Source organism: Nocardioides sp. Root190 (assembly GCF_001428565.1).
Classification (GTDB): domain Bacteria; phylum Actinomycetota; class Actinomycetes; order Propionibacteriales; family Nocardioidaceae; genus Nocardioides.
Genome location: NZ_LMIA01000009.1, coordinates 225,119 through 247,467, shown reverse-complemented (window position 1 = coordinate 247,467; position 22,349 = coordinate 225,119). Strand labels below are relative to the sequence as shown.

General features: G+C 70.3%; 26 protein-coding genes and 1 tRNA gene. 8 read left to right on the top strand and 19 right to left on the bottom strand.

The genetic code is table 11. The annotated features are described in order from the left end of the window. Positions 1–69: 69 nt before the first annotated feature. Positions 70–1,386, top strand: a complete 1,317-nt coding sequence (locus ASE01_RS10945) for a DUF222 domain-containing protein (protein WP_157537267.1) — start codon at positions 70–72, stop codon at positions 1,384–1,386. A gap of 66 nt (positions 1,387–1,452) precedes the next feature. On the opposite strand, the gene ASE01_RS10940 is transcribed toward ASE01_RS10945, so the two are convergent. Together ASE01_RS10940 and ASE01_RS10935 are read right to left on the bottom strand one after the other, a co-directional pair. Next, positions 1,453–2,100, bottom strand: coding sequence for a class I SAM-dependent DNA methyltransferase (locus ASE01_RS10940; protein ID WP_056752135.1), 648 nt, complete (start codon positions 2,098–2,100; stop codon positions 1,453–1,455). A 73-nt stretch (positions 2,101–2,173) separates the two neighbouring features. Continuing rightward, the gene (locus tag ASE01_RS10935; RefSeq protein ID WP_056750966.1) at positions 2,174–2,548 is read right to left on the bottom strand and encodes a hypothetical protein; all 375 of its coding nucleotides are present in this window, start codon (positions 2,546–2,548) and stop codon (positions 2,174–2,176) included. A gap of 89 nt (positions 2,549–2,637) precedes the next feature. On the opposite strand from ASE01_RS10935, the gene ASE01_RS10930 reads away from it, so the two are divergent. Next, positions 2,638–3,255: a hypothetical protein gene (locus ASE01_RS10930; RefSeq protein WP_056750963.1), complete on the top strand. Its 618-nt coding sequence runs from the start codon at positions 2,638–2,640 to the stop codon at positions 3,253–3,255. On the opposite strand, the gene ASE01_RS10925 is transcribed toward ASE01_RS10930, so the two are convergent. From ASE01_RS10925 to ASE01_RS10880, 10 genes are read right to left on the bottom strand one after another with little or no spacing between them, the layout of a single operon-like run. Then, entirely contained in the window at positions 3,256–4,260 is a 1,005-nt protein-coding gene (locus ASE01_RS10925; RefSeq protein ID WP_056750961.1) for a helix-turn-helix transcriptional regulator, read from the bottom strand. Beyond that, a complete protein-coding gene (locus ASE01_RS10920) occupies positions 4,257–5,198 on the bottom strand; it encodes a WYL domain-containing protein (RefSeq protein ID WP_056750959.1) in 942 nt (313 codons plus the stop codon). Before ASE01_RS10920 ends, ASE01_RS10925 begins: the two co-directional genes overlap by 4 nt. Positions 5,199–5,216: 18 nt before the next feature. Next, positions 5,217–5,996, bottom strand: coding sequence for a crotonase/enoyl-CoA hydratase family protein (locus ASE01_RS10915; protein WP_056750956.1), 780 nt, complete (start codon positions 5,994–5,996; stop codon positions 5,217–5,219). A gap of 16 nt (positions 5,997–6,012) precedes the next feature. Beyond that, on the bottom strand, positions 6,013–8,430 hold the full coding sequence (locus ASE01_RS10910) for a penicillin acylase family protein (RefSeq protein WP_235535951.1): 2,418 nt from the start codon (positions 8,428–8,430) through the stop codon (positions 6,013–6,015). A gap of 59 nt (positions 8,431–8,489) precedes the next feature. Beyond that, on the bottom strand, positions 8,490–8,789 hold the full coding sequence (locus tag ASE01_RS10905; RefSeq protein WP_056752130.1) for a GroES family chaperonin: 300 nt from the start codon (positions 8,787–8,789) through the stop codon (positions 8,490–8,492). A 38-nt stretch (positions 8,790–8,827) separates the two neighbouring features. Beyond that, complete coding sequence (locus ASE01_RS10900) at positions 8,828–9,076, bottom strand: DUF3618 domain-containing protein (protein ID WP_056750950.1); 249 nt, start codon at positions 9,074–9,076, stop codon at positions 8,828–8,830. Then, on the bottom strand, positions 9,073–9,843 hold the full coding sequence (locus ASE01_RS10895) for an energy-coupling factor ABC transporter ATP-binding protein (protein WP_056750949.1): 771 nt from the start codon (positions 9,841–9,843) through the stop codon (positions 9,073–9,075). The genes ASE01_RS10900 and ASE01_RS10895 overlap by 4 nt, the downstream gene beginning before the upstream one ends. Further along, a complete protein-coding gene (gene cbiQ, locus ASE01_RS10890) occupies positions 9,840–10,547 on the bottom strand; it encodes a cobalt ECF transporter T component CbiQ (protein WP_056750947.1) in 708 nt (235 codons plus the stop codon). The genes ASE01_RS10895 and cbiQ overlap by 4 nt, the downstream gene beginning before the upstream one ends. A 9-nt stretch (positions 10,548–10,556) precedes the next feature. Further along, on the bottom strand, positions 10,557–10,919 hold the full coding sequence (locus ASE01_RS24980) for a PDGLE domain-containing protein (RefSeq protein ID WP_056750946.1): 363 nt from the start codon (positions 10,917–10,919) through the stop codon (positions 10,557–10,559). Next, positions 10,916–11,605 (bottom strand): energy-coupling factor ABC transporter permease, encoded by a 690-nt coding sequence (locus tag ASE01_RS10880; RefSeq protein ID WP_056750944.1) that lies wholly within the window; start codon positions 11,603–11,605, stop codon positions 10,916–10,918. Before ASE01_RS10880 ends, ASE01_RS24980 begins: the two co-directional genes overlap by 4 nt. A 136-nt stretch (positions 11,606–11,741) precedes the next feature. Between ASE01_RS10880 and bcp the strand changes: the two genes are divergently transcribed. The 3 genes from bcp to ASE01_RS10865 all read left to right on the top strand — a co-directional run bounded on the left by bcp (position 11,742) and on the right by ASE01_RS10865 (position 13,608). Beyond that, entirely contained in the window at positions 11,742–12,227 is a 486-nt protein-coding gene (bcp, locus tag ASE01_RS10875; RefSeq protein WP_056750941.1) for a thioredoxin-dependent thiol peroxidase, read from the top strand. A 38-nt stretch (positions 12,228–12,265) separates the two neighbouring features. Further along, entirely contained in the window at positions 12,266–13,495 is a 1,230-nt protein-coding gene (locus ASE01_RS10870) for a hypothetical protein (RefSeq protein ID WP_056750938.1), read from the top strand. Between the two features lie 31 nt (positions 13,496–13,526). Then, positions 13,527–13,608 (top strand) — tRNA-Leu (locus ASE01_RS10865). Positions 13,609–13,627: 19 nt separating this feature from the next. Here ASE01_RS10865 and rdgB read toward each other — a convergent pair. From rdgB to ASE01_RS10840, 5 genes are all read right to left on the bottom strand, one after another. After that, a complete protein-coding gene (gene rdgB, locus ASE01_RS10860) occupies positions 13,628–14,251 on the bottom strand; it encodes an RdgB/HAM1 family non-canonical purine NTP pyrophosphatase (RefSeq protein WP_268788669.1) in 624 nt (207 codons plus the stop codon). Further along, positions 14,248–14,955, bottom strand: coding sequence for a ribonuclease PH (rph, locus tag ASE01_RS10855; protein ID WP_056750934.1), 708 nt, complete (start codon positions 14,953–14,955; stop codon positions 14,248–14,250). Before rph ends, rdgB begins: the two co-directional genes overlap by 4 nt. A gap of 22 nt (positions 14,956–14,977) precedes the next feature. After that, the gene (locus tag ASE01_RS10850) at positions 14,978–15,736 is read right to left on the bottom strand and encodes an SGNH/GDSL hydrolase family protein (RefSeq protein ID WP_056750931.1); all 759 of its coding nucleotides are present in this window, start codon (positions 15,734–15,736) and stop codon (positions 14,978–14,980) included. Positions 15,737–15,826: 90 nt separating this feature from the next. Then, on the bottom strand, positions 15,827–16,636 hold the full coding sequence (locus tag ASE01_RS10845) for an ABC transporter permease (protein ID WP_056750928.1): 810 nt from the start codon (positions 16,634–16,636) through the stop codon (positions 15,827–15,829). Beyond that, positions 16,633–17,553 carry an ABC transporter ATP-binding protein gene (locus ASE01_RS10840; protein ID WP_056750924.1) on the bottom strand — a complete coding sequence of 307 codons (921 nt, stop codon included), beginning with the start codon at positions 17,551–17,553 and terminating at the stop codon, positions 16,633–16,635. The genes ASE01_RS10845 and ASE01_RS10840 overlap by 4 nt, the downstream gene beginning before the upstream one ends. Before the next feature lie 131 nt (positions 17,554–17,684). On the opposite strand from ASE01_RS10840, the gene ASE01_RS10835 reads away from it, so the two are divergent. Together ASE01_RS10835 and ASE01_RS10830 are read left to right on the top strand one after the other, a co-directional pair. Next, the gene (locus tag ASE01_RS10835; protein WP_056750922.1) at positions 17,685–18,869 is read left to right on the top strand and encodes a sensor histidine kinase; all 1,185 of its coding nucleotides are present in this window, start codon (positions 17,685–17,687) and stop codon (positions 18,867–18,869) included. Position 18,870: 1 nt separating this feature from the next. After that, positions 18,871–19,527 (top strand): response regulator, encoded by a 657-nt coding sequence (locus ASE01_RS10830; RefSeq protein WP_235535974.1) that lies wholly within the window; start codon positions 18,871–18,873, stop codon positions 19,525–19,527. A 6-nt stretch (positions 19,528–19,533) separates the two neighbouring features. Here the strand turns inward: ASE01_RS10830 and ASE01_RS10825 are convergent, their stop codons facing one another. Both ASE01_RS10825 and murI read right to left on the bottom strand, forming a co-directional pair. Continuing rightward, positions 19,534–20,355, bottom strand: a complete 822-nt coding sequence (locus ASE01_RS10825; RefSeq protein WP_235535950.1) for an MBL fold metallo-hydrolase — start codon at positions 20,353–20,355, stop codon at positions 19,534–19,536. Next, positions 20,352–21,185, bottom strand: coding sequence for a glutamate racemase (murI, locus tag ASE01_RS10820; protein ID WP_235535949.1), 834 nt, complete (start codon positions 21,183–21,185; stop codon positions 20,352–20,354). The genes ASE01_RS10825 and murI overlap by 4 nt, the downstream gene beginning before the upstream one ends. 89 nt (positions 21,186–21,274) lie before the next feature. Between murI and ASE01_RS10815 the strand changes: the two genes are divergently transcribed. Then, positions 21,275–22,345: an alkaline phosphatase family protein gene (locus tag ASE01_RS10815; protein WP_056750913.1), complete on the top strand. Its 1,071-nt coding sequence runs from the start codon at positions 21,275–21,277 to the stop codon at positions 22,343–22,345. The last annotated feature ends 4 nt before the right edge of the window (positions 22,346–22,349 follow it).

Sequence of the window (22,349 nt, the reverse complement as noted above, 5' to 3'; positions counted from 1 at the left end):
GGGAAGTGCTTTCCACAGGCCTGTTCCTTCGGCACCCTTTCAGTCGGATCCCTCTGGTCCAATACTCGTATGAACACGCGAGTGCTCGACGAGATGACCAGGACCGAGGTCCTGGACTACGCCGAGTCCGAGCACGCCCACCGTTTGCAGGCTGAGCGCAACCTCATGGCGGCCGCGTACCAGTGGGCGGTGCTGCACCACCCCGACAGGTCGGCGTCGGTGTCGAAACGGGTCCGGGACCGGGCGATGCCGGCGGGTGCGGTCGGGACGCCGCTGATCACCGAGTACGCCGCCTCCGCGTTCGCGGCACGCATCCAGACCAGCCCGTACGGAGCGAAGAAACTGATCGCGGACGCCGTCGACATCCACCACCGCCTCCCCCGACTCGCTGCGGGCTTGAAGGCAGGGACCACTAGGGCCGGGCACGCCCGCCGCGTCGCCGAGGCGACCCGGGAGCTGACCGAGGCCCAGGCAGCGTGGGTCGATGCCGAGGTCCACGAGATCGCCGACGGGCGCCTGGCGTGGTCCCGGTTCCTTGCGGTCCTGGACGGCAAGGTCGCCGCCGCGTCCCCTGAGCTCGCCCAGACCAAGGAACACGCTGCCTCGCTTGAGCGTGGGATCCGGATGAGCCGGATCAACAAGCACGGGGTCGCGACCCTGACCATCCGCGACCACATCACGACCCTGATGGCCGCCGACATCGCCATCACCGCAGTCGCGAAGGCGTTGGAAGACACGATGCCTGCGGTTGATCTGCGTGAGCGCAAGCTCGCCGCGTTCGCGATCATGACGAACCCCGAAGCACATGTCGACCTCGGCGTCGGACCCATCAAGCCCAAGGTCCGCATCGACCTGCACCTGACCCCCGACTCCGAAATCGCCAGGATGGAGGACCACGGACCCGTCACCATCGCCTGGGCGAGGCAGATGATCGCCCACGTCGCCGGCAAGGTCACTGTCGCACCGGTGATCAACCTCGCGAACCAGGCACCCGTCGACGCCTACGAGATCCCCAACGCGATGCGCCAAGCAGTCCACCTGATCCACGGCGGCGACATCTTCCCCTACGCGGCCAACACCACCCGTCGGGTCGACCTCGACCACAACCTCCCCTACTCCGAAGGCGGGAAGACCGAGCCCGGGAGCCTCGGACCGATGACCCGCACCCACCACCGCATCAAGACCCACCACCAGGAAGACGGCCAACGCTGGGAGTGTCGACAACCCTTCCCCGGGATCATCGTCTGGCGAGATCCCCACGGGGCCCACTACCTGGTCGATGCGACCGGAACCCGCAAGCTCACACCACCACCCCGCGAGCGGCCACGACCACGCCCCGAGATCGGGTTCCACACCATCAACCTCGTCCTCGACGACGCCGCCTGACAGCGGCGGGCTCACGGTACCGATCCGCCCACCGATGAGCGGGCACACGACGGGACGAGCGATTGGTCAGCACTGTGCGATGAGGACAGCCTGACTGTCGCGTTCGTCCGCGCCCGCCGGCTGGCGTTCGAGGCGCGCCACCTCCCGCAAGCGTGCGGCGGCAAGCACCGTCGCGACCTGGTCCGGGGTTCGCCTGTAGCGCTCCAGGGTGATGTCGTGGCCATGGCGCCGGTACGCGCCCGCAACGTCGTGGGTCCCGCGGCCGGACTGGAAGGCGACGAGGAGATGACCGCCTGTCCGTAGCACGCGCTTGGCCTCGCCAAAGATGCGCAGCAAGTCCTCACCGGGACTGTGGATCGTCGAGTACCAGGAGAAGTACCCGTCGAAGGATCCATCCGGATGCGGCAGGTGGGTGAGTGACGCGACCTGCGTGGTGAATGACGGGTGGTCCTGCTGTGCCCGACGGATCATGCCGGGCGAGAGGTCCACGCCCTCCACCCTGCAGTTCAGCGCCGCGAGCACGGGCAACAGACGTCCGGCGCCGCACCCTGCGTCCAGGACCCGCCTCTCCCCCGACAGCAAGGACGCGAAGTGCGCCACCATCGCCAGCTCGACGGGCTGTTCGGGTTCCGTGGACCGGAAGTGGTCAGCATAGGAGTCCGCGACCTCGTCGTACGCGGTCTGGACTCCCTGCTCGTCCTGCGGCTTGTTCACGTCCTCAGTCTGGCTGACACCCGGCGCCCGCACGTGCCGCTGTCCCCGACCTCCCGATCCTGAAGACGACTCGCTAGCCGTCTCCTCCACGACCGAGGATCACCAGCGCCGTCACGGCCTGCACCACCACCGACCCGATCGCCACCGCGAGCCACGGCGTGCCGTCGAAGCCGGCATCCGGGCCGTGGAGCGCCCACCAGCAGAAGGACAGGAAGCCGACGAGGCCGGCGCACTGGAAGAGCGATCCCAGCACCCCGCCGCCCTGCAGCAGCCTGCTGGCGATGGCGGTGAGCATCAGTCCGCCGATCACGATGACCTGACCGATCCAGAACGAGCGCAGACCCGGGCCGGGGTCGCTCGGTGTCGCTCGAAGGTCGCTGACGGTCACGGCGAACACCAGGGCTTCTCCGGCAAGGATCCACAGCAGCGGGATCGCGCGGCGTGACACGTGAGCATGATCGCACCATTCGCCCGGGATCGCCCGGGATCGCCCGGGATCGCCCGGGATCGCAGGGAACGCACCTCTAGGCTCGGCGCATGCCCACGACCAGGACCCACCTCCGCGGGTGGTCGTGGCTGGCGGTGCTCGTCGGCGGCGCCCTCTTCGTCACCGGTGCCGCAGGGTGGGTGGGAGACGAGCTCGGCCTGGTGCTGTCCTACCGATGGATGGACCATCCGTTCGGCTTCGGCACCACCGGCCTCGCCGTGCTCACCGTCGCAGCCGCGATCCTGGTGCCACGACCGGTCGTCGGCCTGGTGGTCCTGGTGATCGGCGCGGTGGTCACGACGGCGTGGGCCGCGAAGGCGTTCGAGCGGGACGTGTTCGCCTCGAGCGACGTCAACGACGACCTCTCCTACGTCGTGAACGACGACGGCTCGCTGCGCACGATGGTCGTCGACGTCGGCTTCCTCGACATCCGCTGGGAGATCCGTGTCGAGCAGCGGGGTCGGCTCCTCAACCACTGGCACACCGTGGGGTGCGTCGACGGCGACGGGGTGCGGGACCTGGGGCTGCGGTGGAGCGGCGACGACCTCGTCGTCACCTCGTCCCAGGGCGGGGCCACCATCGAGGTCGACGGCAACGGCCGCGGTGGGGCGATCCACCTGGACGAGCAGTCACGTGAACGAGCAGTGCCGCTCGTGCAGCCCTGCTGATCAGTCCTCGGCGCGCTCCGTGGCGTGGTGCATCATCAGCTCCTCGGCGAGGACGACACCCGCGCTGTCGAGATCGGGCGGGTCCAGCACGGTCGCCAGCGGACCGGCAGCGAGCAACAGTCGTCCGACCCGTCCCTCGACCGGCGGCAGCAGCTCCAGGTCGACCACCACGTCCTCCTCGTCGTCCTCGACGAGGGTGACCTGCTCGGCATAGAAGTCGGCGGCCCAACGCGCGCTCTGCGGCAACAGCACCCGGACGGTGCTGGTGGCCCGCTGCGCGGCGAGGCGCTCGGTGACGTCACCGGGCACCTCGAAGGTGCGGTCCAGCAGGTCGGCGGACCTGATGTTGGAGAGCAGGAAGGTGCGGAGCCGACCGTCCGCGTCCGGCGGTCCGGCGTCGACCTCCCAGCCGCGTCGGGTCTGCTCGAGCCGGTAGGGCTCGATGTCCCGATCGGTCACGCCCGGGTGCCAGGCGCGGGAGTAGACGATCCGTACGACGTGGCGCTGGTCGACGGCGCGCTGGAGCACCGGGAGCAGGCGGTGCCAGGCGCGGACGCCCGGCGCGATGTCGACCTCGTCGGGAAGGCTCGGGCCGAACATCGTCTCGGCGAGCACGTCGATGGCCTCGCTGAGCTCGGTGTTGTCCGGCTCGATCTCCAGCAGGGCCAGGGCTGCGGTGTAGACGAGTCCGAGCTCGCCGGCGTCGACGTACTCGACCCCCAGGTCGACCGGTCCCTCGGCAACCAGGCGCACCATGCCGGCGGTGCCGGGATCCTCGCTGTCGCCGTCGGGGCCGAGGAACTCCAGCACGTCCGGGCGCGACAGCAGCCACTCACCACCGAGGTCGGCGGTGTAGAAGGCCAGCAGGTCCTCGCGCAGCTCGGCGACGGAGACGTCGAACTCACGGGCCAGCTCCTCCAGCGCCATGCCGTCGGGCTGACGCGACAGGCGCTCGAAGACCTCGGGCAGGCGGGCGATCCGCTCGACGTACCGTGGCGTGCTCATGGGGTCGCCTTCGTTCCACGGGCCGCGTCGAGGGCGGCGATCACTTCGGCGCGCACCTCGTCGGGGCTGACGATGCGGACCCGGTCACCGAGCTCGTTGAGCCGTGTGCGGAGCGCGGCCCGATGGGTGACGCGGTAGCGCAGGAGCACGCTGTCGTCCTCCCCGGGCGTGACGTCCTCCGGCTCGCCGAGCCAGCGTCGTACGTCGGGCTCGTAGTGCGCAGGTGCACTCAGCACCACCTCGACGGGCGGGTCGATCTCCCAGGCCATCGGATGGAGAGCAGTGTGGCGCACCGGCGGAAGCGTGCGCGCGGTGGCGGGTCCGTCCGCGTCGACGTCGGTCATCCGGGACACGACGAAGGCCTTCACGACCGTGTCGTCCGGGTCGGTGTCCTCGACGCCGCGGAGGTACCAGACGTTGTTCTGGTTGCGCACCGACTCGGGATGCACGACCCGGGTCGTGCCCTTGTAGCCGAAGCGGAGCAGCTGGTGGTCACGCACGGCATCGACGACCAGGCCCAGGTCGGCAGGAGGCACGGCGCGCAGCGCGGCCGCAGCCGGCGCCTCGCTGGTCGTGCCCGACTCCGGCAGGCCGAGCCGCTTGGCCAGGTCACCACGGTCCGCCATCAGCACCGCGCGACGCAGCGCCGCGCCCTGGCCGGGCGAGAGCCGCACCCGCAGGCGGTTGTCGACGGTGGTCATCCGGTAGACGGCGGTCTCCCCGGCGGCAGCGACGTTCTCGATCTGCCAACCCTGCTTGGCGAGGTTGGCGATGTCACGGGAGAGCTGGGTCCCGGCGTCCTTGCCACCGCCGAACCCCGCCACCCGGATGAGCTTGTCGCCGGACACGCCCTGCTCGGGATGCGCCTGCAGCATGGCCGCGATGCGCACCAGCCGCTCCATCGGGCCTCGCTGGTCGCGCCCCGGACCCTTGACCACGTCGTCCTCCCGAACTGGCTACTGTTCGAACGCCCCGTGACGCCCGGCGCCCCGCGCGAAACGCGACGCGCCGTCGAGCGTATCGGTGGCCAGCGAGCGGAGTCCGTGTTTCCACTCGCCGGCGAGCGCGTCCTCGATCCCCAGCCCGTGCTGTTCGTACGACGACAGGCGGTCCTCGCGCAGGCAGGTCTGCGGGAACGCGGCGAGCTGTGCGGCCAGCGCCAGCGCCTCCTCCAGCACCGCGCCGGGCGCCGAGACCCGGTTGGCCAGGCCCATCCGCAGCGCCTCCTCGGCACCGACCTCGCGTCCGGTGAGGATCAGGTCGAGCGCGTGCGAGTGGCCGATCAACCGCGGCAGCCGGATCGTGCCGCCGTCGATGAGCGGCACCCCCCACCGGCGGCAGAAGACACCGAACGCGGCCGCCGGATCCATCACCCGCAGGTCGCACCACACCGCGAGCTCGAGGCCGCCCGCGACCGCGTAGCCCTCGACGGCAGCGATGACCGGCTTGGACAGCAGCATCCGGGTCGGCCCCATTCCGGCGGGTCCGGCATCCGGGCCGCTGCCGGGCGCACCGACCTCGACGTCGCCGCGGGTGACCGCCTTGAGGTCCGCGCCGGCGCAGAAGACTCCGCCGCCGCCGTGCAGGACGGCGACGGAGGCGGTGTCGTCGCGGTCGAACTCCTCGAAGGCCGCCGTCAGGGCGCGGGCGTGCTCGGCATCGACCGCGTTGCGGACCTCGGGCCGCGCCAGGGTGACGAGGGTGACCGGACCGTGCTTCTCGACCTCGACAGACATGGAGGCAGGCTAGGGGTCAGCTGCCGCTCAGGACGACCGTGCTCACCAGATCGGCCCTGATCTGGGCCGGTGTCCACGCAAAGCGCACCCACTGCTCGCGCGAGAAGAGCTTCGTCTGGTCGCTCGACCACGGCGACGCCGGGTCCTCGTCCTGGCTGTAGGTGAGGATCGTGCGGGCATCGACGCTGCCGTCGGCGAGGTAGGAGATCGCCTGGATGTGCGAGGACCCGTAGCTGACCGGCTTGTAGCGGTCCGTGTTCGAGGCCGGGTTCCTCGACGCGACGGCGTTCGCATTGCCGGCCAGGTCGCCCTCGCCTCCCCCGATCGGCAGGGCAGGCGCTCCACGGTCCCCGGAGACCTGCAACGAGCCCCACGGCGCGTCGAAGGCCACGCCGGCGTCACGGACGGCGTCGATGGCCTCCTGCATGGCCTTCACGACGCGGGCGTCGGTCTTGAGGCCCCGGGGGGTGTGGAGCGGGTCCCTGGCGTCGAAGGGCACCGTCCACAGGTTGAACCCGGTGGGCGCGCGTTCGACGAACGCCTCGAACAGGTGCGTGCCGACCGAGTCGACGTCGGAGTGACCGTCCCACGCCTTCAGCACGGCGCAGGCCCGTGTCTCCCCGGTGCGGGCACAGACCTGGTCGAGCTTGCCGCCCACCCGCATCACCTCGGCGGCACGCACCCTGTTCTCGTGCTCGTGGCCCCGCAGCGTCGTCGGCGTCTCCTTGCCGACGGCGAGCCGGTCCACGACGTACTGCTGCACCATCCGGGTGCGCATCGTCCGCACGCACTTCTCGCAGCCGATGATGGAGGAGAAGCCCTCGAGGCGCACCTTGTCGTTGGGCGTCCAGTACGAGTCGTTCGCGTTCATCACCCAGTCGCGTCGTACGACGGCAGGGAGCTTCGCCGGGCCGAGGATGCCCGGTCGCTGCGCGTCGGCATCCGTGCCCCACTTGCACAGGCCGTCGGCGAGCAGGCCGTTGAGTCCCGGCAGGCCGGCCACGGACTTGAGCAGGAGGCCGACCGGTGTCAGGCAGCGGGTCGCCATCGCATTGGTGACGTGCGGGACGACGCTGTGGTCGGCGTACAGGACCTCGCCGTTGCGGTCCGCCGCGATCGTGTTGACCCACGGCATCCCGCCGCCCTTGTCCTGGCGGGCGAGCAGGTCGCGGCTGCCGGTGGCCTCGCCCATGGACAGGAAGGTGTCGATGGTGCGCAGGTGCTCGGCGTTGGCGTCGCGGATCGCCCAGAAGCTGAGCGGCGACCAGCCCATGAACTGCGACGAGCTGTCGATGACGTAGCCCTGCGGGGTCCGCCAGACGTCCTCGCGGACCGTCCTCAGCGATCCGTCGGCCTGCTTCACGACCACGTCGACGAAGCGGCGCTCGGCCTTGCGCAGGAGGCCGTTGGCGCTGAGGTAGAGCGCGCCCGGACCGACGGTGAAGTACTCGTACGGCGTGAACCGGTACGCCGTGGAGACGGTGTGGCTCCAGGCGACATCCTTGTTCCAGCCGATGTTCACGGCGGGTGAGCCGATCAGCGAGGCGCCGGCGACGTCGTACCTGCCCGGGATGGTGAGGTGCTGCTGGGTGAACTTGTAGCGACCGACCCACGGGAAGTGCGGGTTGCCCAGGATCATGCCGCGCCCCGTCGAGCTCTTGTCGCCGCCGATCGCGGTCGCGTTGGACCCGAAGTCGCTCTCCTGGCCCAGCGCCTTCAGCAGCGCCTCCTTGTCGACCTTCGCGGCGTAGGCGGCGACGTCCTCCGTCTTCGTCGGCAGCGGGAGGTCGATGCCGAGGTCGGGCAGTCCCGGGTCCTGCAGGGTCGGCGGGTCGGCCTCGACGATGTCGGTGAGGAAGTTCCCGGAGGAGGCGATCAGGTTTGCCATGTAGACGCCGTACCAGAGGTCGATCTCGGTCGCGTCGGGCTTGATCCACGCCTCGTTGCGGCAGGCCGGGTCGGTGATGGGATTGTCGCGCAGCCACCGGTTGATGCCAGCCGTGTAGCCCTTGACCATCTCGCGGGCCCGGGCGGTCGGGCCTGCCGGCGAGACGAGCAGGTTCTCGACGACCTTGCGGTTGCGCAGGTCCGTGACGAAGGTGTCGACCTGCAGGTTGGTCGCATCGAGCGAGACGCCGTCGAGGTAGCGGGCGTCGCCGCCGAGGTGGCGCGAGCGCTGACCGCGCGCGGTCAGCACGGTGTCGGCCAGGTTGCAGATCGAGGAGCGCGCGGCGGCGTACCCACTGCCGTAGCCGAGCGATCCCCAGGTCGACGCGGTGATGTGCGGGATCCCGTGCTCGGTGATCCGGATCGTCGCGTCGTACGGCGCCGCCGCAGCCGCCTGCACCCGTTCGGCCCCGGCGGGTCCGGCCACTGCGAGGGCGGGGACCACCAGGAGGGCAGCGAGAAGTGTCAGCAGGCGAGGAGTGCGCACATGTTGGTAACGCCTCGCCGAAGTGTGCGTTACGTCACAGGGCGGTGCTGGAGGTGGTGCTAGAGGTAGAGACCCGCGGCCTCGTCGCCGAGGCGGTCGGCCGCGACGGCGTGGATGTCGCGCTCACGCATCACGACGTAGACGTCTCCGGACACCTCGACCTCGGCCTTGTCCTCGGGGTCGTAGAGGACCTTGTCGCCCTGCACCACCGAGCGGCAGTGCGGGCCGACCGCGACGACGCGCGACCAGGCCAGCCGGCGCGCGCCCATCGCCGCGGTCGCCGGAATCACGATGCCGCCCGAGGACCGGCGCTCGCCGGCCTCGGTGTCGGTCTCGCACAGGACGCGGTCGTGCAGCATCTTGATGGGTGTCTTGTCGGACACGCCTGATCGACCCCTCAGCGGGTGATCTTGCGGACGACGACGAAGAAGGCGATCACGCCCGCCACACCGCCGACGGTCTTCAAGATGTTGTCGGTGCGCGGCTCGCCCGTGGCGGCATCGACGAAGTAGGCCTTCACCTGCGCCACCTCACGACCGATGATCGTCTTGGGGTGCGACCGGTGCAGCAGTTGGTCGATGGTGCCCGCAAGTCGTTCGCGGGCCTCCTCGATCTCGCGCTCGATGTCAGAGGGAGTGTCCGTCACCCCGGCAGGCTATCAATGCTGATGGTGCGCGGGTCGAAGCCCCACGGGAGTTCCAGTCGGTGGGCACTCATCAGGTGCTCGTCGGTGAGGATGTCGAAGGTCCGGCCGTCCGCGACCACACGGCCCGAGCTGAGCACGACGGCGCGCGGGCAGAGCTCGAGGGCGTAGGGCAGGTCGTGGGTGACCATCATCAGCGTCACGTCGAGGCCGCGGAGGATGTCGGCGAGCTCCCGGCGCGAGGCCGGGTCGAGGTTGGAGCTGGGTTCGTCGAGAACCAGGATCTCGGGTTCCATCGCCAGCACGGTCGCGACGGCGACCCGGCGGCGCTGCCCGAACGACAGGTGGTGCGGCGGCCGGTCGGCGTAGTCCGCCATCCCGACCTGCTCGAGGGCGTCCATCACCCGCTTGTCGAGGGCGGCGCCCTTGAGGCCGAGATTGGCGGGACCGAAGGCGACGTCGGCCCGCACCGAGCCCATGAAGAGCTGGTCGTCGGGGTCCTGGAAGACCACACCCACCCGGCGGCGGATCTCGAGGAGGTTCTTGCGGGTGACGGGCAGGCCGCTCACCGCGACACTGCCCTCACCGTGGCCGCTCTCACTCGAGAGGATGCCGTTGAGGTGCAGCACGAGGGTGGTCTTGCCGGCACCGTTGGGGCCGAGCATCGCGACCCGCTCCCCCGGGTGCACGTGGAGGTCGACACCGAAGAGCGCCTGGTGGCCGTCGGGATAGGCGAAGGCGACGCCGTTGAGCTCGAGGACAGGGGTCACCGGTGGACTCCGGGGCTCGCGTGGTCGGGCAACGTGCCGTCGTACCCACGCGCCAGCATGGCCAGGTGCACCCGCTCGCCTCTCTCGTAGGACCGTACGAACAGGGCTCCGAGGGTACGCGCGAGCGCCGGCCAGTGCCGCGGCGACCGGGGGTCGACGCCACGTGACCTCATCGCGGTGATCATCCGGCCGAGGTCGGCACTCACCACGTCGAGGTAGCGCACCATGAAGCCCATGATCTGCACGAGCAGCTCCGGCAGGTGCAGCCGTTGCAGTCCGCGCAGCACGGCGCTCGGCTCCGTCGTCGCGGCCAGCGTGAGCGAGGCCAGGACACCGAGCGTGCCCTTCGCCGCCAGGCCCCAGGCGGCCACCAGGCCCGACTCGGAGAGCGAGAGCTCCCACCCGCCGACCAGGGGTACGTCGACGCGGGGACCCTCGGCGACGAACGGGATCAGCGCCGCGAACACCAGGAACGGGACCTCGATCACCATCCGCGGGAGCAGGTAGAGGAAGGGGACCCGGGAGACCCCGATCACGACGACCAGCACCGCGAGGTAACCGGCGTAGGCGAGGTACCACTCCCGTGGCGTGGCGACGACGACCAGCACGAAGGCCAGCAGCGCCAGGATCTTGAGGTGTGCCGGTGCCCGGTGGACCGGGGAGTGCCCGTGGAAGTGCAGACGGTGGCCGTGCCCGGCGCCCACGGCGGTGGCTCAGTCCCGCGCCGCGACCGGCGGTTCCGGGGAGTCCACATACTCCTCGGAACCACCGCGTCGCCCGAGGACGTGGAACAGTCCTCCACCGATCAGCAGGGTGAGCAGGACGCCGACGACGCCTGCGATGCCACCGCTGAGTCGTTCGTTGTCGACACCCTCGGTGCCGTAGTCGGCGAAGGGGCTGCCGGTGCTCACAGGATCCTCCTCGGCCGTGTCGAGGAACCCGGTCCTGCCGGCGACGTACTCGAGCCCGTCAGGGTGGCTGCTGGCGTAGAAGCTCCCGACGCCGGCGACCAGGAGGGCGACGAGGAGGCCGATGACCAGGAAGCGGCGCGAGGTCGTGGTGCCGGTGGCGCTCATGCCGAGGTCTCCTTGGTGATCAGCGGGGCACGGTTCGAGGCGAGCCCGCGGGCGCCGCGCACGAGGTCCGGGCGCGAGGTCAGGACGGCGCTCACGACCAGTCCGGTCACGATCGCCTCGCCGATGCCGATCACGACGTGCCAGCCGACCATCGCGGCCAGGACCTTCCCGGTGGCCACGTCGGCGGTGCCGCCGAGCGCGAACAGCAGGGTGAACGCGGTGGCGGCGGCCGGGACGGAGACCAGCGCACCCACGGCCGCAGCGACGGGCACCGAGGTGACCTTGCGCGGCAGGACGAGCAGGACGAGGCGGAAGACGCCGTAGCCGACGAAGCCACCGACCAGGGCCATCAGCGTGATGTTGGTACCGAGGGCGGTCAGACCACCGTCGGCCATGAACAGCGCCTGGACGAGCAGCACGACGCTGATGCACAGCGCGCCGGTCCAGGGACCGACGAGGACGGCGGCGAGTGCACCGCCCAGGAGGTGGCCGCTCGTGCCGGCGCCGACCGGGAAGTTGATCATCTGGCCGGCGAAGATGAAGGCCGCGACCAGACCCGCCATGGGTGCGGTCCGGTCGTCGAGCTCGGCACGCGCCTTGCGCAGCGCGACGCCGACACCGACCGCGGCGACGGCCCCGGTGGCGACCGAGGTCGGCGCGTTGAAGAACCCGTCAGGGACGTGCATGGCTGCTCCGTACTCGTGGACCACGTCAGCCGATGTTCGGCGGACGGCTCGCGGGGTAGTTAGATGGTCACGAGCAAGACCACCTTATTGCATGGCACTTGCAACAGCACCTGCCCATCAGGAGAGTACGAACCCCATGTCTGAACAGGCCCGCCTGGCCGTCGGCGACGACGCCCCCGCCTTCACCCTCACCTCGGACACGGGCGAGGAGGTCTCCCTGGCCTCCCTGACCGGCGCCGGCAACAAGGTCATCGTCTACTTCTACCCGGCTGCGATGACCCCGGGCTGCACGAAGCAGGCCTGCGACTTCACCGAGTCGATCGACTCGCTGCAGGCGGCCGGCTACACCGTCGTGGGCATCTCGAAGGACGCCCCGGCCAAGCTCGCGAAGTTCCGCGAGCGCGACGGACTCACGATCACGCTGCTCTCGGACACCGGTCTGGACGTGCACAAGGCCTTCGGCGCCTTTGGTGAGAGGAAGCTCTACGGCAAGATTGTGGAAGGCGTCATCCGCTCCACCTTCGTCGTCGGTGCCGATGGTCGGATCGAGATCGCCCAGTACAACGTCAAAGCGACCGGTCACGTCGCGAAGCTCCGCAGGGATCTCGGCCTCGCGGCCTGAGACCCCGGACACCGCACGACCTACCCGAAGGACATCCGATGAAGCTGCACCAGTCGCTTGCCGACCTCGCCCGAGACCACGGACACGGGCTGTTCCGCGACGCCACGGCGTTCCGCGGCTCGCTGGACGACTACCTCGACGAGGGCCAGGCCTCGAGCGGGACGATCAACCTGCTCACCGACGCGGTGCGCCTGGGTGCCCTCGACGGCATGCTCACCATGCTGGACAGCGGCGCCAACCCGGCCGACGCCGTCGAGTCCGCGGGCCAGCGACTCGCCCGTGACCGCGGCAGCGCCGACGTCCGTGGCTGCCAATGGGCCGTCGCCGTGCTCGGCTTCGCCCTCGGCAAGGTGCCCGAGGGGCTGGTCAGCGGCCTGGACCCCGACGCGTCCACCGCCGCTCCGCCGGCACCGTCAGGTCCTCCGGTGTCCTCCCCGGTGCAGGCCCCGCTGGCCCCGGTGACCTCCCCGGTCGCACCGCCCCAGCAGCCGATCATGTCGCCGCCCCACCACCCGATCGCGGCGCCTCCCGGCCCGGGCTACAGCTCGGCGACCCCGCCGTACGGCGGTGGCGGATGGTCCCAGCCCGCGCCGGCCCCCAAGAAGGGCAACGCCGGTCTGGTCATCGGCGCCATCGTGCTCGCCATCGTCGTGATCGTGGGCGGCATCATCGGCATCATCGCCCTCACCGGTGGCGACGACGACGACCCGTCGGCCGACCCGACGTCGTCGAACAGCTCCAACTCCACCGACGGCTCCGAGGACCCGACCGAGGACCCGACCTCCGAGGTCCCCGACCTGGGCGGCCCGACCATCGACGGCCTGGGCTACAAGGTCCAGGTCCCGAGCGGCTGGACCGACGGCACGACCGAGTTCGTCTCGCAGAACCCCGGGCTGACCACGCTCGACAAGGTCTTCCTGTGGGGAACGACGTTCAACACGGCGCGCGGCAACGTGATCGTCGAGACGCAGTCGTCCTACGGCAACACCGACCCCAACGCGCTCAAGGAGGACTGGAAGAAGGCGCTCGTCTCCAGCGACCCCTCTGCCGACATCTCCGACATCGCCAACACCACCATCGGTGGCCAGACCGCGCTCGGCGTGGAGATCGCCCGCACCAACGACAGCGATGTCGACGTGGCGCAGCGGTCCTACCTCGTCATCAGCGGCGACAAGGGCTACTCGATCACCGTCTCGCTCAAGGCTGGCGACGACGACGTGATCAGCAAGTTCGAGGAGATCCTGACCACCTGGCAGTGGATCAGCTGATCTCCCAGGGGCGGGCACCGTGCCCGCCCCGGCCGGAGTGGTGGAACTGGTAGACACGCAGGTTTTAGGTACCTGTGCCTTCGGGTGTGCGGGTTCGAGTCCCGCCTTCGGCACCCCAGATCAGCTCGCCCGTCAGGTCGAGCGCAGCAGCGCGCCGACCAGCGGCGCGATCTCGCGCAACGCGCGACCCCGGTGCGAGATCGCGTCCTTGTCCTCGCGGGACAGCTCGGCCGTCGTCAGTCCCGGCCGGTCGTCGGCGACGAACAGCACGTCGTAGCCGAAGCCTCCGCTGCCCCGCACCTCCCGCAGGACGGTGCCGTCCATGCGGCCCTCGACGACCAGTTCCCGGCCGTCGGGGTGGACCAGCGCGACAGCGCAGGTGAAGTGGGCCGTACGACGCGCCTCGGGCACGTCGTCCAGCTGGGCCAGCAGGAGCTGGTTGTTGCGGTCGTCCTTGCCCAGCGTCGACTCCCCCTGCGGTCCCGACCAGCGGGCCGAGAGCACTCCCGGCATGCCGTTCAGCGCGTCGACGCAGAGCCCTGAGTCGTCGGCGAGGGTCGGCAGGCCGGTCGCAGCGACGCCGGCACGTGCCTTCAGCAGCGCATTCCCCTCGAAGGTCGGCTGGTCCTCGACGGGTTCGTCGAAGTCCGCCACGTCGTCGAGCCCGACGACCTGGACCTCGTCGAGGTGCTCGGCGAGGATGCGCTCCATCTCCTCGAGCTTCTTGGCGTTGCGGGACGCGACCAGGAGCTTCACGACGACAGTGCCTCCCGCTGCATCCGGGTCAGGTCGGCGCAGCCGCCCTCGGCGAGGCTCAGCAGGGCGTCCAGCTCGGCGCGGTCGAAGGCGGCACCCTCGGCAGTGCCCTGGACCTCGACGAACTTGCCCTCGCCGGTCATCACGACGTTCATGTCGGTCTCGGCACGCACGTCCTCCACGTAGGGCAGGTCCAGGCGCGGGATGCCGTCGATGATGCCGACGCTGACCGCGGCGACCGATCCGGTCAGTGCGCCGGGGACACCGAGCTTCGCGCAGGCGTCCGCCAGGGCGACGTACGCGCCGGTGATGGCTGCGGTGCGGGTGCCGCCGTCGGCCTGGAGGACGTCGCAGTCGATCTGGATGGTGTTCTCGCCGAGCACCTTGTTGTCGATGATGACCCGCAGCGAGCGTCCGATCAGGCGGCTGATCTCGTGCGTGCGCCCACCGATCCGACCCTTGACCGACTCGCGGTCCGAACGGGTGTTGGTGGCGGCGGGAAGCATGGCGTACTCGGCGGTGACCCAGCCCAGGCCGGACCCCTTGCGCCAGCGCGGCACGCCCTCGGAGGCCGACGCGGCGCACAGCACGCGCGTCCTCCCGAACTCGACCAGCACGGAGCCGGCCGGGTGGTCGAGCCAGTTGCGGGTGATCTTGATCGGGCGCAGCTGGTCGTCGGCGCGACCGTCCTCACGGGTGCTCATGGAGAGCAAACCTACCGACTGCTCAGCGGGCGACCGCGATCGCCCGACGCACCGCCCACGGCCCGAGGTCCCGGGCCCGTCGACCGACCCACGGCGCCCCCTCCGTCACCATCCACGCCATGTCACGCCGCCAGCTCGGCGGACAGCCGCCCTGCGGGTCGAGTCCCGGCAGCGGGAAGTCGAAACCCTCCGACTGCAGCCGCACCGCCCAGGCACGCGCGAGGGCGCGGTGACCGAGCTCGGAGGGGTGGAAACGGTCGATCGACCAGCAGCCGCGATCGAGGACAGCAGGCTCCAGGGCGAGGTCGATGCGCAGGCCACCGTGGAGCGCGTGCACCTCGTCGTAGATCGCGTTGAGGACCTCGATCCGCTCGCTGATCGGCCGCACCACCATCCGCGGAAGCCCCAGGACCGCACCGTGGTCGTGCCAGCGCACCGTCATCAACCGCGCTCCCCCGTCCGTCAGCGCGCCCGCGATGTGGAGCAGGTCCCCGCGCAGCAGCTCCGGACTCCAGGTGGAGCGCAGCGTGTCGTTGACCCCCACCATCAGCGAGGCGAGGTCGGGGCGGTGGGCCAGCGCCTGGTCGAGCTGACGCTCGCGCACGACCGTCGCGGTCGCCCCGGAGATCGCCACGTTGCAGAAGGAGACGTCGTACGACGCCCTGAGGGCCTCGTTGAGGAGGCAGGCCCACCCCCGCCACTCCCCACCGGGGACGGGGTCTCCGAGTCCGACGGTGGTGCTGTCGCCCAGTGCGGCGAAACGCAGGTATCCGTTGCCCACGGACCCAACGTGGCCGGGTGGGGAGAGCAGACGGTCACCGGCCGGTGTCGTGTCCGACAACGACCGGTGACCGTTTGGTCTGCGCTGGTGCTACTTGACCTCGGCTCGCAGGATGCGCGCGATGCCGAAGCCGAGCGGGAGACCGATCCAGATGATCCCCGAGACAATGAGCTTGCCCCACTCCTCGCCGGTGTTCATGTCCCAGTCCGCCAGCGGTCCGATGGCGATCTGGAAGTTGACCCACTCCAGGACGTTCTCGATTCCGTCGCTGATGGAGCCCGCCCAGGCGATGAGCACGGGCAGGAGGTACCAGTAGAGGAAGAAGATGACGATGGCTGCCGGTGTGTTGAGCAGCAGAGCGGCGAACGCGAATCCGATGGTCATCGTGATCGCCTGGAAGATGGTGAAGCCGAGGAAGAGCTCGACGCTGAAGTCCCAGACCGTCAGGTCAGGCTGGACCAGTTCGGCGATGCCCGTCGTCACGAGGGCGACGACGAGCATGACCACGAGCGTCGCCAGCACGAAGCCGAGGCTGACCACCAGCTTGGCGAGCACGACCCGGGCGCGACGCGGCTCGAGGGTGAAGCTCACCATCGCGCCCCGCTGGGTCCACTCGCTGGTCACCAGCATGATGGCCAGCACCGGCAGGAGCAGCGAGGTGATCCCGCCCGCGATGAAGGCATTGTCCTCGAAGAGGACCGGCTCGTCCTGCACAAGGCTGACGATCAGGATCACCGTCTCGACAAGGGCGATGATCGCGCCGATCGAGAACAGGTACCAGAAGCCCGCACGGGTGTTGTACGACTTGCGCAGCTCCACCAGGACGGTGCGCCAGAAGGAGATCGGCGACGTCGCGGAGACATCCAGGACCGGTTGGGGAGGAAGGGTGGCGGCGCTCATGCGGAGGCTCCTGTCGAGATGGCGTCACGCTGGGTGGTCGAGGTGAGCTCGAGGAAGAGGTCCTCGAGGTTCTGACCGCCGTCGCGAAGGTCGGTGAGCACGACCCGCGCATCGAGGGCCGCCCTGCCCACCTGCTCGGTGGAAGCCGCGACCTTGAGGCCGGTCCCTGCAGGGACGACGGCGTGGCCGGCGGCGGCGAGGGCCGCGCCGAGGGTTTCGTTGTCGAGCGAGGTCACCAGGCTGCTGGCCGCAGCGGTGCCGTGGCTGGCGAGCAGGGTGGCGCGGTCGCCCTGCGCGACGATCCGGCCGTGGCCGATGAGGATCATCTCGTCGGCGATCTGCTCGACCTCGTGGAGCAGGTGGCTGGAGAGCAGCACGGTGCCGCCGCGGTCGGCGTAGCCCTTGAGCAGGCCGCGCATCCAGCGGATACCGGCCGGGTCGAGCCCGTTGGCCGGCTCGTCGAGGATCAGGACCGACGGGTCGCCGAGCAGCGCGTGAGCGAGGCCCAGGCGCTGCTTCATTCCGAGCGAGTAGTTGCGCAGGCGGCGCTTCGACTCGGTCTCGGTGAGCCCGACGAGCTCGAGCATCTCCCCCACTCGGGACGACGGCAGGCCCATCATCTGCGCACCGAGGCCGAGGATCTCGCGACCCGTACGACCTGCGTGCTGTGCCGAGGCGTCGAGCAGGACGCCGACGTGCCGGCCCGGGTTGGGGATGTCGGCGTAGCGGAGACCGCCGATGGTGGCGCTGCCGGAGGTCGGCGGCGTGAGGCCGACCATGACGCGCATGGTGGTCGACTTGCCGGCACCGTTCGGCCCGAGGAAACCGGTGACCCGGCCCGGCTGGGCGACGAAGCTGACGTCGTCGACGGCGGTGAACCCGCCGTAGGAGACTGTGAGTCGATCGACTGTGATCATGACTCCACCCTGCCCGACCGGCTGCGTCCGACACATCGGACTCGCGGCCCGAACCGACACCGACCTAAGTAGGGGGCGCCACGTCCTGCGGGTGCTCCCGACACCCGTCGGCCGCGCCCTAGTCTCGGAGCATGGAGAGCCCCGACGACCACCAGCCGCCCCTGCGCTGGTGGAGCCATCTCTGGCGCTACCTCCTGGCGACGGCGATCGGGCTCGTCGTGTGGCTGCCCGTGGTGGAGGCCCAGGCCGAGGAGCGGCCGCTGCTCTTCTGGCTCGACATCGTGCTGGGCGTCGCGGTCGGCGTCCTGGTCCTCTGGCGCCGACGCTGGCCGATGACCATCGCCGTCATCGCCGTCCTCGCCACGCCGTTCAGCTCCCTGGCCGCCGGCCCGATCACCCTCGCGACCGTCTCGCTCGCGACCCGCCGCAGCTGGTGGCAGGTCGTCACGATCGGTGCGTTGAGCCTGCTCGGCACGTGGGCCTACTACGAACTGCAGCCCGTCACCGACAGCGAGCCCACCTGGTTGATCAGCCTCTTCTCGGTCCTCGCCGTCTCCGCAACGCTCGGTTGGGGCCTCTACATCGGCTCGCGCCGCGAGCTGCTCTGGACCCTGCGCCAGCGCGCCGAGACCGCCGAGGCCGAGCGGGACCTGCGGGCGACCCAGGCCCGATCGAACGAACGCGCCCGCATCGCGCGCGAGATGCACGACGTCCTGGCGCACCGGATCTCGCAGATCTCGATGCACGCCGGGGCGCTGACCTTCCGCGAGGACCTGTCCGCCGAGGAGATGCGCAGCAGCGCCGCGGTGATCCAGACCAAGGCACACGAGGCCCTCACCGACCTGCGCGAGGTGCTGGGCGTCCTGCGCGACGACCTGGGCGGCGGACCGCTGACGGGACCGCAGCCGACGTACTGCGACGTGCTGGAGCTCATCGAGGACGCCCGCAACGCCGGCACCACGATCGAGTACGACGACCGCCTGGCCGAGGGCGAACCGCCACCCGCGGGCGTCGGGCGGACCATGTTCCGGATCGTCCAGGAGGGCATCACCAACGCCAGCAAGCACGCCCCTGCAGCCGCCTTGAGCATTCGGCTGTCCGGGGACGCCGAGGCCGGCATCGAGCTGATGCTCCGCAATGCGGTCGGCTTCGGCCCGACCCGCACCCCCGGCTCCGGTCTGGGACTGGTCGGCCTCAGCGAGCGTGCGGAGCTGCGCGGCGGCACGCTCGCGCACGGCGTGGAGGCCGCCTCACCCGATGGCCAGCGCCCCGCGACGTTCGTGCTGCGGGCATGGCTACCGTGGTCCGGTGACTGAGGTGACCCGCGTGCTGATCGTCGACGACGACCCGCTCGTCCGATCGGCCCTGACCCTGATGCTCGGCGGCCAGGAGGACGTCGCCGTCATCGGTGAGGCGGGCGACGGGCGCGAGGGTGTCCGCATGGCGCGGGACCTGCAGCCCGACGTGGTCCTCATGGACATCCGGATGCCCGTGCTCGACGGTCTCGCCGCCACCCGCCTGCTGCACGGCGACCCGAACCCGCCCCGGGTGATCGTGCTGACGACTTTCGACGCCGACGACTACGTGGTCGGCGCCCTGGCGGCCGGCGCCGACGGGTTCCTGCTGAAGGACACGCCCCCGGTCGACATCCTCGCGGCGATCCGCAAGGTCGCGGTCGGCGACCCGATGCTGTCCCCGTCCGTCACCCGCACCCTGATCGAGCGGGTGCGCACGGACTCCGGCGACGACCGCTCCCCCGAGGCCCAGCGGCGCCTGGCCCGGCTCACCGAGCGCGAGCTCGAGGTCGCGACCGCTGTCGGTCGTGGTCTGTCCAATGCCGAGATCGCGCGCGTGCTGCACCTGTCGGTGCCGACCGTGAAGGGTCACGTCTCCAAGCTCTTCGAGAAGCTCGAGACCACCAACCGGGTCCAGATCGCGCTCTGCGTCCGCGATGCCGGGCACCCGGTCGACTGACGTCGACTACAGCTCGTAGACCGCGCCCTGCGCCGCCAGCTCGGTCGGCCCGTCGTAGGCCTTGCTCGCCTCGACCAGCATGGTCTGGGCGTCGTGCCACGGCGGGACGTGCGTGACGATCAACCGCTTCGCGCCGGCCTTCGTGGCGATCTCGCCGGCTTCCTGGCCGGTGAGGTGCAGGCTCGGCGGGTTGGTGTCGCAGCTGCGGAAGGACGCCTCGCACAGGAAGAGGTCGGCGTCGGCGGCGATCTCGTCGAGCGCCGGGGTCGGACCGGTGTCACCGCTGTAGGCGATGACCTTGCCGAACGCCGACAGGCGCAGGCCGTACGCCGGGACCGGGTGGTCGACCTCCCAGGCCTCGATCGTGAACGGGCCCATCGTGACCGGCTTGCCGTAGAGGCGGAAGGAGAACTCCTCCCGCATCCCGGGCTTGCGGGGCAGGTCGTAGGCCTTGGCCAGCCGCTTGGCGGTGCCCTTGGGTCCCCAGACCGGGATCTTCGGCTGCGTGCCGGACGGGTGGTACTTCCGCAGCACGTAGTAGCTGGTCATGTCGACGCAGTGGTCGGCGTGCAGGTGGCTGATGAAGACGGCGTCGACCTTCAGCGGGTCGACGTAGCGCTGCAGCGCTCCGAGCGCCCCGTTGCCCATGTCGAGCACGATGCTCCACGTGCGCAGGGAGTCGGTGGCCTGCACGAGGTAGCAGCTCGCCGGCGAGTCCGGACCCGGGTAGGAGCCCGAGCACCCGACCACGGTGACGCGCACGCTGTGGTCCGGCTGCTCCCCGGACACCCGCAGCCGGGTCGTCTCGGGTGCCACGTCTTCACTCATGCAAGTCCCCCTGCGAACTGTCCGGCAGCCACCAGCTCGGGACCGAGGAACCGGCGCCCGATCGTCTCGAACTCCGCGGGCGAACCCGTGGTCGTGAAGGTGTACGACGGCTCGCCGCCCGGACGCATCAGGCCACTGTCGGCCAGCATCCGGTAGACGTCCTTCGCGCACTCCTCCGCGCTGCTCACCAGGGTCACGTCGTCGCCCATCACGTAGGAGATGACGCCGGTCAGGAGCGGGTAGTGGGTGCAGCCGAGGATGACGGTGTCGACGCCGAGCTCGGTGAGCGGGTCGAGGTAGTCGTGCGCGACGGCGATCAGCTCGTCGCCGCCGGTGATGCCGGCCTCGACGAAGTCGACGAAGCGCGGGCAGGCGCGGGTGGTCAGGGAGATCTGGGGGGCCGCCGCGAACGCGTCGTCGTAGGCCATCGACTCGGCGGTCGCGCGGGTGCAGATCACGCCGATCCGACCGTTGCGCGATGCGGCCACCGCACGCCGGGTGGCGGGATAGATCACCTCGACCACCGGGACGTCGTACCGCTCCCGCGCGTCGCGCAGCATCGCCGCCGAGGCGGAGTTGCACGCGATGACCAGAGCCTTCACACCGCGGTCCACGAGATGGTCGAGGCACTCGAGGGCGTACTCGCGCACTTCGCCGATCGGCTTGGGACCGTAGGGCTGTCGAGCCGTGTCACCGACGTAGGTGATCGACTCGTGCGGCAGCTGGTCGATGACCGAGCGCGCGACCGTCAGGCCACCGAACCCGGAGTCGAAGATCCCGATCGGAGCATCGACGTCGGAACCGACGTCAGGATCGTTCACGTGCCGCACCCGGCAAGAGTACGGCGTCGGGTGGTCAGGAGTCGGCATTCAGGGACCGAGATCACGTCCCCGCAATCTCGGCGGACTACCCTCGACGGGTGAGCACTGCATCCCGTCTCGGGCGGGCGGCCGGCACCGTGGCGGCCCTTGTCCTCGCGCTCGTCCTCGCGCTGCTCGTCGGCGGCACGGTCCCCCGCGCCGAGGGTCCTCCCGGGCACGACACACGCCACGACGCTCCGTACGACGCGACGCCGGTCGCCGCGCTCAACCAGAAGCGCGTGGTCGCGATCTCGCTCGACGGCCTCAACCCCGACGCGCTCGCGAAGCTCGGCCCGGCGCGCCTGCCGCACCTGTTCCAGCTGTTCCGCCAGGGCGCGGGGACGACCAACGCACGCACGCAGGTCGAGATGACGGTGACCCTGCCGAATCACACGAGCATGGTCACGGGTCGACCGATCGGGGTCGCCGACGACGCGCACGGCGTGACGTGGAACTCCGAGCGCGCCGGCACGACCGTGCAGGGCGCCGCCGGCCACAGTGTCTCGTCGGTCTTCAGCGTCGTGCGGGCCGGTGGCGGCCGTACGGCGCTGTTCTCGACGAAGTCGAAGTTCCGCCTGTTCGCCCGGTCGTGGCCCATCGACAGGACGATCATCCGGGAGGGCGACGACACGACGCTGACCCGCCTCTTCCGGGCCGACATCGTCGCCAACACGCGGCGGTTCGCCTTCCTGCACCTGGGCCTGGCCGACGTCGTGGGCCACTCCTCCGGCTGGATGGGATCGGCGTACCTCAAGGCCGTGGTCAGGCTCGACGCCCTCGTCGGCTCCGTCATGGCCACCATTCGCGACACCGACCGACTGCGCCGCTCGACCGTCGTGATCGTGACCTCCGACCACGGCGGGACGCCCGGAACGAAGTCGCACGAGGACCCGGCCAGGGTCGAGAACTACCGGATCCCGTTCGTCGTCTGGGGTGTCGGTGTGGACCATGCCGGCCTCTACACCCTCAACCCCGACTTCCGGGGACCGGGCACCCGGCGGCCGGGATTCGCCGATCCCCAGCCGATCCGCAACGGCGACCTCGCCAACCTCGCCACGCGGATCCTGGGGCTCGGCCCGGTGCCGGGCAGCGTCTGGAACCCGCGCCAGCGACTGACCTGGCACCGCTGAGATC